The organism is Providencia sp. 2.29 (assembly GCF_015832305.1).
GTDB lineage: Bacteria > Pseudomonadota > Gammaproteobacteria > Enterobacterales > Enterobacteriaceae > Providencia > Providencia stuartii.
Window position 1 is genome coordinate 2,529,127 of sequence record NZ_CP065420.1, and the last position, 11,910, is coordinate 2,541,036.

Annotated in this window: 10 protein-coding genes; 3 read left to right on the top strand and 7 right to left on the bottom strand. The window is 37.9% G+C overall.

Annotated features, from left to right (window positions below; all coding sequences use genetic code 11):
* Window positions 1-2: 2 nt before the first annotated feature.
* The 7 genes from I3B46_RS11620 to znuA all read right to left on the bottom strand — a co-directional run bounded on the left by I3B46_RS11620 (window position 3) and on the right by znuA (window position 9,632).
* Window positions 3-2,492: a fimbria/pilus outer membrane usher protein gene (locus tag I3B46_RS11620; RefSeq protein WP_040133097.1), complete on the bottom strand. Its 2,490-nt coding sequence runs from the start codon at window positions 2,490-2,492 to the stop codon at window positions 3-5.
* 11 nt (window positions 2,493-2,503) lie between these two features.
* Window positions 2,504-3,166: a fimbrial biogenesis chaperone gene (locus I3B46_RS11625; protein WP_004919478.1), complete on the bottom strand. Its 663-nt coding sequence runs from the start codon at window positions 3,164-3,166 to the stop codon at window positions 2,504-2,506.
* 184 nt (window positions 3,167-3,350) lie between these two features.
* Window positions 3,351-3,881: a fimbrial protein gene (locus I3B46_RS11630; protein ID WP_014658296.1), complete on the bottom strand. Its 531-nt coding sequence runs from the start codon at window positions 3,879-3,881 to the stop codon at window positions 3,351-3,353.
* 189 nt (window positions 3,882-4,070) lie between these two features.
* Window positions 4,071-4,934, bottom strand: a complete 864-nt coding sequence (locus tag I3B46_RS11635) for a LysR family transcriptional regulator (RefSeq protein WP_040133096.1) — start codon at window positions 4,932-4,934, stop codon at window positions 4,071-4,073.
* Between the two features lie 1,305 nt (window positions 4,935-6,239).
* Window positions 6,240-7,214 carry a lauroyl-Kdo(2)-lipid IV(A) myristoyltransferase gene (lpxM, locus tag I3B46_RS11640; RefSeq protein WP_004919471.1) on the bottom strand — a complete coding sequence of 325 codons (975 nt, stop codon included), beginning with the start codon at window positions 7,212-7,214 and terminating at the stop codon, window positions 6,240-6,242.
* A 108-nt stretch (window positions 7,215-7,322) separates the two neighbouring features.
* Window positions 7,323-8,645 (bottom strand): murein DD-endopeptidase MepM, encoded by a 1,323-nt coding sequence (gene mepM, locus I3B46_RS11645; protein WP_154598745.1) that lies wholly within the window; start codon window positions 8,643-8,645, stop codon window positions 7,323-7,325.
* A 27-nt stretch (window positions 8,646-8,672) separates the two neighbouring features.
* Complete coding sequence (gene znuA / locus I3B46_RS11650) at window positions 8,673-9,632, bottom strand: zinc ABC transporter substrate-binding protein ZnuA (protein ID WP_004919466.1); 960 nt, start codon at window positions 9,630-9,632, stop codon at window positions 8,673-8,675.
* Window positions 9,633-9,708: 76 nt separating this feature from the next.
* Here znuA and znuC point away from each other — a divergent pair, with 76 nt between their 5' ends.
* The 3 genes from znuC (at window position 9,709) to I3B46_RS11665 (ending at window position 11,895) form a co-directional block, all read left to right on the top strand.
* Window positions 9,709-10,476: a zinc ABC transporter ATP-binding protein ZnuC gene (znuC, locus tag I3B46_RS11655; protein ID WP_004919464.1), complete on the top strand. Its 768-nt coding sequence runs from the start codon at window positions 9,709-9,711 to the stop codon at window positions 10,474-10,476.
* Window positions 10,469-11,254, top strand: a complete 786-nt coding sequence (znuB, locus tag I3B46_RS11660; protein ID WP_014658292.1) for a zinc ABC transporter permease subunit ZnuB — start codon at window positions 10,469-10,471, stop codon at window positions 11,252-11,254. The genes znuC and znuB overlap by 8 nt, the downstream gene beginning before the upstream one ends.
* A 167-nt stretch (window positions 11,255-11,421) precedes the next feature.
* Window positions 11,422-11,895: a hypothetical protein gene (locus I3B46_RS11665; protein ID WP_004919459.1), complete on the top strand. Its 474-nt coding sequence runs from the start codon at window positions 11,422-11,424 to the stop codon at window positions 11,893-11,895.
* Window positions 11,896-11,910 lie beyond the last annotated feature (15 nt).

Below are 11,910 nucleotides of genomic sequence, written 5' to 3' on the forward strand. Positions count from 1 at the left end.
TCCTATTGGCAAATTCGCTCAATAAATTGAATTTTGTCGTTACTTAAATCAAGCTGAAGTGGCAGTTCACACTGCTGATCCGCATGACTTCCCCATTTGACAACAATACGACTCTGTTCAGGTACACCACTTAAATAGACTTCACCATCATTAGCGACAATACCTGTTGTAACTTCTTCTTTATCAACTAAAACAGACACTTGTGCTCCAAATGGAATGAGTTGATCATGGTGAGTTAATTTAAGCATGACTCTCGCACCACGTTTACCTTTAAAGTCGGCTAATACGATAGCACCACGAGTTGGTACAACTGTTGTCGTGCTTAACCCAACATCGTTATTTCCTGTTAATGTTGAAGGGTCAACGCTGATCTTATTCCTTTCATAACGTGTAGCACTCGGTACAACAGCATATCCCCAAGAGTTAGTATAAAGCGACTGCGCATTATTGACTTTCAGGTCATTAATATCATTGGCTTTGACTAAAACCGCAGAGTCATAAATCGCTCGAGCTGGGGTGATACCACCAGAGTGTAATAGTAACGCGCCAGTTGCCCCGATATTAGCGGACTGATAACGTGGGTCATAACTATAGCCCCCGTTATACTCTCCTGATGAAACAATATAATTACCACTCACCGAACCGCTATTTTCATGTCGGCTATGGTTATAGTTTTGCGTGATATCAAATTGCAAATTGTTATCTTCTAAACGTGTACCACTCACACTGACCGAACTAATCGAATCACCATTCTGGCTAGTATTGTAACGATAATTGACCCAGTTATTTTTTTGTCCAAGCGTAAATGGAACACTAAAATTGATAGATAACATTTCGTTTTTACTATTAGTATGTTCCTGCTTAGTATAAGAGTAAGAAATACCATAGTTTATTTGTCGATAATTAGAGTTAAAGCCTACGGTTAAATTTTTATCGACGCCGCTTCTATCCCAATAATATTGTTGATAACCATTAATGGATAAATAACCAATATCTTTTAATGATTGAGAAATAGAAGCTTGGAACTGCTGTTTCTTTCTTCCGCTCTCATAAGGGTCATTATTTGATGCAGAAAAATCGTAATATTCTTTTGTCGAATAGCGATAAGATGCAAGAGAAAATGACGTACCTGTTCCTGGCATATATTTCGAATATTGCACTCGATAGGACTGACCTTGCGCATTCGTTTTATCAAGTAGTTCTGTTTTAGATTGAGTCACATCGGCTGAAATTGCCCCAATACTCCCCAAGTTGATCCCTGTCCCTGCGGTATAAGCTTGGTAGTCCTTTGATAAAATAAAACCACCATAAACCGACAAGTTATAAGGCAAACCATAAATAGCAGAGGCTTGCGCAAAATTAGGTTTCCGAAGCGCGTTATCAACATTGTATTTACCAATATCAATGCTGTATTTTAATGATCCCGCTCGCTGCATCATAGGAACGGCAGAAAAAGGTTGAATAAACGAACGGATCGTTCCATTTGCTTCTTCTATTTGTACATCCAAATCACCACTATATGACGTAGGATAAAGGTCATTTATTTCAAACTCGCCGGGTGGTACTGTCGTTTGATAAATCACGCTACCATTTTGGCGGATCGTCACAACAGCATTCGTTTGAGCAATGCCTTTAACTACCGGCGCAAACCCACGTTGACTTTGCGGTAACATACTTTCATCGGAGGCTAGCTTTACGCCTCGATAAGGGTTACTTTCCATAACTCCGTTATCCGATGCTGTTTCACCAATCGTTAAGTGACTTTTTAATGGACGAATATCCCTTTCCACATAAGTTTGTAGATTATTCCAATCCGTTTTCCCTGAAGTCCGGCTATAAGTACTGTGGTTTCTCAATCGCCACACATCAAAATTAATACCGCTGCGTAAGCCAATAAATGTGTTATTGGTATCGTCACGATCTTTATACCAATTTTGGCTGTGTCGGATATTATAATTTACGAAGGCGGCATTAATACCATCATCCCACTCTTTAGGATCAACGTAACCGCGGCTATAATTATCTAACCCTATTTGAGGAATACTGATATTAAGGCGACCATTCCCAAAATCATATTTATAGAACGCTCCGGGTATAGTCGCGGCGATATCAGTGATTGCTTGATCATCTTTTGCATCGCTAAAGGCTTGGCTCGCGGTATTTTTAACCCCCCAGCTTAATAGCATCTTCTTTGCTATTTCAGGAACAAGCTTTTTATTTTGCTTATCAAAGATAAAGCGTAAATTTTGTTCATCAACAAATTTGTTATTAATATAAATAGCGACATGATAAGTTCCGGGTAGCTGCCCTCCCGAATATGACAGATAATCTAAATTATTTACATCCGCAACGTGGCTTTCAATCCCTGTATTGATTGCATTAATGTCAAAAACATCATCTGCTTTAGTATTGTTAGAATATAATATAATACTGACTGCAATAAAAACTTTTGAGTGGTATAAACTTTTATTTTTAAAACATGAGGCAGACATTTTTTATACTCTTATTTAGATGTTTTATCAATAATCGCGCCATAGTCATTAATAAATTTAACAACAACTTTTTGATTATTATTTATGCTGTGTTTAACAATGTATTCTTTTGTATGAGGGTAAACGAGATCACCACCTTGGATGTTTTTCCCGTCCACCAATATATCCCTAACTGATAAATGATAGGGAGTATCGTTATTAATAATAATACCGTCAGGTTTTTTGATAATTTCAACTTTATTAAAGTCAAATGGAACAATATCTTTTGATCTTAAAAATAGTTTAAACTGAGAATTAATAACAATCTGTAATTGATTTTCAATTTTAACGTCTTTAGGTGGTATTGATTTTACATTAAGCAAATATAATTTTTCTTGGTTTGAACCAATAGGTTCACCTACATAAGAAATACGTGCAGCAGCATTACTATCTGGCTCGATGCGAAATAATGGTGGCGTTGCAATAAATGGTGTTTTTCCTTCACCTTCAAATGGACTTACCCAAGTTTGAATAAGGAATGGCTTTTCTTTATCACTATTAAAAATAGGGATATCAATTTCACGTTTATTTTCTTGATAGATAAAACGAGTTCCTCCCACACTGACACCCGCCGCAGAAGCAAAATGAGAAATAGAAAATAAAAGAAAAACTGCTGAAAAAATTATTTTTTTCATAATTCGGCCATTTTATTTATTAAAAATGAGAGGGTAACAGCGTTACCCTCTATACACACTATATTCAAATTGCCTCATGATTGACGTGCACCATCCCCTCCAAGAGGCATTAAATAACGATGCTTCTCAGAATATGTAGGTCTGTCTTTTAGATGCAACTCAAATTATTTAGGGTATATATTTATTATTGATATTGAATGCTATAAACAGCCGTACCATCTGCCTTACCAGCAGTTGCAGCACCTGTTGCTTTATAGCGAGCTACGTAATTCAATTCTACTGAATCACCTGCTGCATTTTTAAATTCAACTAATTTTGAATCTTCAAATAGTTTAATTTGTGTTGTCGCATCCTTTTCAAATAAAGCAATACCTACTTTGGTTGCGTGACCCCCAGCTTGTGCTATTTGTAAAATATCGCGGTCATCGTTATCACGAGAGCCACCAAATCTTACTGCCACTTTAGCATTTTCAGGGCAATCGATGAGTTTAATAGTAAAATCTTTTAAACCAGCAATTTGCCCTGCTGCTGCTAAACTTTTCACTGACACTTTACCAAGGTCAACCGTTAAGTTTTGAGAGCTACTATCTACTGCACAAGCTGAATCAGTTATTTCACCAGTAAAGTCAATTGTTCCTGAAGCAAAAACAGCTGGAGCGGTTGTTACAGCTAAAGCCACCCCTAAAGCAGTTAGGGATTTTTTTAGAATACTCATATCGATTCCTATAATTAGATATTCTGATGTTAATTGCCACAGCACTAATAAATATTTACTCAGTGCATGAGTGCAAGCGAAATATAGCATCACAATTTAATTTAGTTAATATCTTGTTACATTGAATTTTTTGTTATTATATCGAAACACTTAATGTTTATTTTTGATTACTCATTTAATGATTAACGTTTATTTAATCTCAGTTAACTCTAAATGGTTTATAAATTCACCTAAAACATCTTGCACCAATGAATTTTTATTCACATACATATAAAAATCATAGTAAATATTTTTATTGGCAATTTTTAGCTGTTTTAGTGAATGATTATTCAACTGGTTTTTTATTAGATTTTTAGGCAACCATGTATAGCCCGTTCCATTTTCGACAAGTTTAATAACTGTTTCTAGTGATGCAGCGCTGATAGTTTGTGCACTTTTAACGGTATCTTCCAATGAAGGATCAAGAACAACTTTTGTATATTTAGATAGATAATCCAATAAGTTAGATTCTTCAATACTCTGTAATATATGGTCAGGTGAAGTCACAATAACAGATTCAACCGTTTCTAAAAAAATAGGATTTAAAGTCTCAACATGCTGATCTGTAATCAAAATATCATAATCTTTTAAAGCAAACACATCTGATTTAGATATGTTTTGTTTGATTATATCAATGTCATAATCTTTATGCCTTTTAATAAAATTAGCCACTTTATCTAAAAGATTATCTGTGTGATAAAGCGTGTCTATCACGAGTTTAATCTTTATATTGCATTTACTATTCAGTAATTTAGCTTTTGTTTCCAATAATATCGCTTTATTCGTTAACTCCCGAGATAACGCTAATAACATTTCACCTTTCGGTGTTAAAACAGCGCGTCTTTTTTCTAATGAAAAGATTTCAATTTCTAGTGTTTGTTCAAGTTTGCTGATTGTATAACTAATAGCGGATTGAGTCCGATGTAATACTTCAGCGGCTTGTGCAAATCCCCCGCAATCTACAACAGCTTGCAAGGTAATCCATTGGTCCAATGTCGTTCTAGTTTTTTCCATAGCGTCTCCAAATAGAGTTTTGGACTCAATTTTTATTATTTAATAAAAATATAGCAACATATTTCATCACCGTTAATAGGTATATGCACTTACAGATCATTTTGTCATCATTAGTTAAATATTATTTAAGTCTGTATGTTTTTTAGTACAAATTTCATCTTAGTTAAAAAGAATCTCTTTTTTGAGCTTTATTAATTTAAACTTACTCTTATTTCTTCCATCATTTAATCATCAGTAAAAATAAAATATACAATAAATTTATTGCCATTTATTGTATATTTAAAACATAAAAACTATTCGTTAATATAGCGTTTTGCCTTAGCGTTAAATCATTAAAAAAATCCCAGCGTAATTTAAATTAATTAATTATTTTATTAATAAATATTTGGTACGATGTTTAACTTTAAATTAAATTATGATTTAACATTTAATGTTCTCGTCAAATGCTTGCAAATTTATGGCTTATTAAACACCTATTGAGAGTAAAGAAAATCAGGATATTAATCTAATAATTTTTTGTTATTGATTAGCAAATGTGGGGTTCTAGGGGGGAATGGCAGACAATATGACCTTTTTAATTAATACTTATTTCATCAAAATTTTATCAAACTAGTGCTCTATTAGATTAATCTTATTACTGTTCCAATAAGTTAACGGTTAACTATAGTGAGCTTATGAAAAAGAGAAAAAACTTATATCTCCATTATCATTCATCAATACACACGACTCTTTAGTTACAAAGAAAAATAACGCAAATGTATGAGCATCTCAATGCAACCTTCCACCTCTGATTGCCTATTTTTACTCTGACAAATACGCTCTATCAACTAAACTCACATTATCTGCATTACAACAATTTATATCATTTCATAAAAATAACCTTTTACGTGTATTTCATTTACCATATAATTGATATTAACTATTGATAAGGATTTTTGACCTTTCCGCTCGATAAAAGGCTTCGTTTTATGCAGTTAAGCAGTTATAACCTTACAAAAAATAAGTTATAAATAAACCCCAGAAATATATAATTCACTTATTTATCATGGTGTTATAAAACATTTGATATAAGGCAAATCGATAAAATAGCGATCATAAATAAAGTATAAAAGAGAAAAATAAATATCTTTTTTTCTATTCACTTCTCAATTAACTAAATTATTATCATAATTAGCCAATCAATAAAAGATTGGTAATTCTTAGGTAAGGCATTCCCCAAATATAAAAAAAGCACCTCTAACATAACAATTCAGTCGAGGTGCTATTCATAGAAAATATAATTATTTAAGTGAATTGAACGTAAAACTATCGATATAGATCATCACGTTGATAGGGTTCAATTTCATCCCCCTTCCGTGTTTTCAATAACTTAAGTATCCAAGTATATTGTTCAGGATTTGGACCGACGAGATATTCCAGCTCTTCATTCATCCTTCTTGCAATATATTCATCATCCTGCCCATCAATATCATCCATAGGCTCACGGATATAAATATGCAGTTGATGAGTACGATGATCATACACCGGAAACAGAGGCACAATTTTCGCTTTACATACCTTCATTAGGCGGCCCACAGCAGGCAATGTTGCTTTATAAGTCGCAAAAAAATCGACAAATTCACTATGCTCTTCGCCGTGATCTTGGTCGGGAAGATAAAACCCCCAATATCCCTGCCGTACAGAAGCAATGAAAGGTTTAATTCCTGCTTCTCGAGAGTGTAAGCGACCACCAAAGTGGTAACGTGCTTTATTCCATAAATAATCTGCTACTGGGTTTTTTTGGTGGTGAAACATCGCCGCCATTTTATAGCCTTTTGCAGCAAGTAACATGGCTGGAGCATCTACAGCCCACCCATGTGGCACCATAAAAATAACATTACTGCCTTGTTGCTTTAAGTTATCAATAATCTCTTGGTTATGCCAATGTGTTCTTGCTAACGTTTTATCAGCGCCACGAATACATAACTCTGCAAGCATCACAAACGATTGAGGTGCAGTTTCAAACATTCTATCCACTAATTGATCCCTTTCCTGCTCGGTAAGCTCAGGGAAGCAATATAATAGATTTATCTTTGCGCGGCGCCTTGCGCTTTTTGCCAATTTTCCTACCCATTTCCCCACTTTTGCCAGCATGGGGTCACGAATTTTAACAGGAATATAGGCTAAAGCGGCAAAAACGCCAGCCCCAGCCCAAACTCCCCAGTATTTAGGATGTAAATAGGATTTATGAAAGGTTGGCACATAGCCTAATTTACTGTCGGTATCTTTATCTTTATTCATAATGTACCTAAAAGAACTGTTCGCGCTCTTTTATAGCTTAAAATGATAATAAGTGAAAGCGTTACAAAGAAAGCTGGCAGATACACTGTACCTGCCAGTAATGAAGAGTTAATTGAGTTTTAACTGTGGTTTAGTTTCTTTAACCATGGCTAAGTACTCTTTACGTTCTTTACCAGTTAAACCACCTGAACTCGGTAATTTCGCTGTCAATGGGTTAACCGCTTGTTGGTTGACCCACATTTCAAAATGCAGATGTGGTCCTGTTGAGCGCCCTGTATTACCAGAAAGTGCAATACGATCACCCCGTTTAACTTTTTGCCCTGGCTTCACCAGTAATTGGCGTAAATGCATGTAGCGCGTGGTGTACTGACGCCCATGACGAATCGCGATAAAGTTCCCCGCGGCTCCGCTATATTTCGACACAATCACTTCACCATCACCTACTGCAAGCACTGGGGTACCCACTGGCATTGCAAAATCCACCCCTTTATGCGGTGCTACACGCCCTGTTACTGGGTTAACTCGACGTGGGTTAAACTGTGATGATACTCGGAACTGCTTGGCTGTTGGGAAACGCAGGAAACCTCTTTCTAAACCATTACCTTCGCTATCGTAATATTTACCATCTTCAGCACGGAAAGCATAATAGTCCTTCCCACCACTACGTAGACGAACACCGATCAACTGGCTTTGTTCACTACGTCCATTAAGCATTTCACGGCTCATTAACACGGTGAACTTATCGCCTTTTTTCAGTTTACGGAAATCAATTTGCCATTGAAGTGCTTTTATCACTTCACGGCCTTCACTGCGTGTTAAACCTGCTTGGCTGGCACTTTGCGCAAAACTGCCGTTTACCACCCCCGCCAGGACGCTATTTGTCCATTCACCTGAACGGATCTCTTTCTTTTCTTCAAATTTATTTGTGCTACCAACACGGGTGTACACACGGGTCTCACGACGAGAAACTTCCCATGTTAAAGTGTCGAGCTCCCCCTGATCGGTCAGGCTCCAGTTTAGCGTTTGACCAATTTTTAGATTACGTAACGCTTTATGTTGATTAGCTAACGTCGCCACATCACCTGATTCAATACCGAATTGAGTCAGTATGCTAGTGAGGTTGTCGCCGCTTGCAACAACATATTCATGGGGGATTGGCGCACCATCCGTTTCACCGTCAGTGCTATCAGCGACGCCTTCATCAGGAAGTTGTTCGCTACTATCTTGAATAATATCATCAGTTGCATCAGTCAAAGGTACAAATGCAAGAGGAATAACGGTATCGACTGAACCTTCAGTATCTGTGTTAGTTGATGGTAAATGCGCTGGCCGCCAAATCGCGACGGCCAATGTTGCTACTGTTAATGTTCCTAACATTATTTTGTGAGACTTGGACAGGCTACCGTAAACCTGCGCAAGCCCTTTAGCCATTTGCTGCACTAAACAATTCCTTCTTGTTTAATTCAGGCAGCTCGCGTATTGCTTAGACAGTTGCGTTAAAAACTGCATATAGCTATCTGGTCCTATTTCCAGCCCGCTACCTAGCGGGTCGAGAGTTCCCATTTTGACTCCCGTATTTTTTGCTACGCTCTCTATGACGGCTGGCCTGAATTGGGGTTCAGCAAAAACACATTGTGCTTTATGCTCAACCAATTGAGTTCGTATTTTATGTAATTTCTGTGCACCAGGCTGAATTTCCGGGTTTATCGTAAAATGCCCCAAAGGAGCCAACCGATAGTGTTTTTCAAAGTAGCCGTAGGCATCGTGAAAAACAAAATAGCCCTTGTTTTTGGCTGGTTCTAAAATATTAACAATTTTCTTATCGTTTTGCGTCATTTTTTCATTGAATTTACGAAGGTTTACGTCCAGCTTATCTTTTTGGTCAGGATAAAGCACTACTAAACGATCGTGAATGTCTAACGCAGCCTGTTTTGCAATCTCGGGCGACAGCCAAATATGCATATTATACTCACCGTGGTGGTGATGTTCGTGATCCTCATCATGATTAGCTTCATCACCCTGTTCATGGTCATGCGCCTCTTCCTCATCCCCTTTCATCAGCAAGGGAATAATATTTGCTTGTTCTGCCAGCGCCAGACGTTTATCCTGTGGTAACGTCTTGAGTGGCTTATCTAAAAACATCTCCATATCGGGGCCTACCCAAACAAAAAGATCTGCCTGTTTAATTTTCCTCAAATCAGAAGGTTTAAGCGCATAATCATGGGGTGATGCACCATCTGGCAGCAAGACCTGAGTATCAGTCACACCATCAGCGATACCCGCGGCAATAAAGGCAAGTGGGCGAATAGAGGTCACAACATCCGCCTTTGCCGCAGTGACCAACGTTGTGCTAAGGACAGATGCCGCAACGGCGCCTAAAATAAATTGTCGGGCATTGAATTGAGATTTATGTATCATAGACGTCTTTTTCCGTGATTTTAATTTTGAAATGTTATAATATAACACAACATGAATTCTGCAAGATGTTTTTCACATGCAACCATTACTGAATTTAAATAAAATTTCCGTTTCTTTTGGCGAGAAACAGGTGCTCAAAGACGTCAGCTTTACCTTAAATAAAGGCGATATTGTCACTTTGTTAGGCCCTAATGGCGCGGGCAAATCGACAATTGTTCGGGTCGTGCTAGGACTGTTAGCGCCGACTACAGGTATCATTGAGCGAGCCGCTTCACTGTCTATTGGCTATGTTCCACAAAAATTACATTTAGACGCCACCTTACCATTAACCGTAAAGCGTTTTTTAATGCTAAAACCTGCTGTTCGTTCAGACCAACTGTTACCTGCTCTTGAACGTGTTAAAGCCGCCCATTTATTGACACAGCCAATGCAGAAACTATCTGGTGGCGAAACACAGCGTGTGTTATTAGCACGTGCTTTATTGAATAAGCCCGACCTTTTGGTTCTGGATGAACCCGCTCAAGGGGTTGATGTGAATGGGCAAGTCGCACTTTATGACTTAATTAACCAATTACGCACAGAGCTTGGTTGTGCCGTACTTATGGTGTCTCACGACCTGCATTTAGTCATGGCGAAAACGGATAAAGTATTATGTATTAATGGGCATATTTGCTGTTCAGGGACACCCGATGTTGTATCGAACCACCCTGAGTTTGTTGCGATGTTTGGCTATCGTGGCGCATCACAACTCGGCGTTTATCGCCACCATCATAACCATCAACATGATTTAGAAGGTAACGTTGTGGCTCCTCATATTCATAATAAGGAGTGCCGTCATGATTGAGTTACTGTTACCCGGTTGGATTGCGGGGATGTTATTGGCGATTGCTGCCGGCCCGTTAGGATCCTTTGTGGTATGGCGCCGCATGTCTTATTTTGGAGATACCCTTGCACACGCTTCTTTATTAGGTGTGGCATTTGGCCTATTGCTGAATATCAACCCATTCTATGCCGTAATTGCTGTCACTTTGCTGCTGTCTTTGATTTTAGTGTGGTTAGAACGACGCCCTCAGCTGGCTGTTGACACCTTATTAGGCATTATGGCTCACAGCGCCTTATCCCTCGGCCTCGTCGTTGTCAGCTTAATGGCCAATGTGCGTGTTGACCTAATGGCATACTTATTCGGGGATCTCCTTTCGGTTAATTACGAGGATATTATCACTATCTTTATTGGTGTGATTGTAGTCTGCGGCTTACTTTGCTGGCGCTGGCGGGCGCTGCTTTCCATGACGGTTAACCAAGAGCTCGCTTTTGTTGATGGTGTCAATATTCAACGCCTACGTCTGCTACTGATGTTAGTCACTGCATTGACCATTGGGATCGCAATGAAATTTGTCGGTGCGCTAATTATTACATCTTTATTAATTATCCCTGCCGCCACAGCACGCCGTTTCGCTAAAACACCAGAGCAAATGGCACTGATCGCGATTTTAATTGGTATGTTATCGGTGACAGGAGGTCTCACATTCTCCGCGTTTTACGATACGCCAGCCGGCCCTTCAGTGGTCTTAACCGCTGCAATCTTGTTTGCCTTTAGCTTATTAGTCAAAACGAAAAATTAATACCGACTGAGGCTTTTCTCTTACCGCTCAATAGGTGATACCCCATTGAGCGGTTTTATTTTATATCAACTTCACACTTTTGCTATTTTCAGTCTTAACCATCTCGTTAATTAAAATAAAAAATAAATACTTAATACTCTAATAATATTAAGTATCAAGGTATCGAAATGAATAAAACATTACTTGGGATGGTTATAATTGGGGTATCTGCAACACCAGTGATGGCCGCAGAATTTACCTGCCAACTGGAGAATAAAAAGTATGTTAGCGTGATAGTCGACCCGGGGAAAACACCACAATATCGATACGGAACTTTGGCTAAGCCAGAGATAACCTTACCGCTTAATGAAAAAGGAGCGAGAAATATTTTTGTTGGGCAAGGACATTTTATTGCTGGTGAATCTCTATATATTCGTTTTCAAAATGGCCCATACAGCTATTTGTTGTATCAAGGCGAGGGGCGCGGCTGGGCATTTAAGGGATTAGCTGTTTATAAAAATAACAAGTTAATCAATAAGAAAGAGTGCCAAAATTGGAATTCATTTGATTTATACGACATTTTAAATTATCAGATTCGTACAGATCCAGCATTAGAATTATATGATTCCCCTTACTCATTTGATCCTAATTCAAATGAGTAAATGATCGTGTAGCAT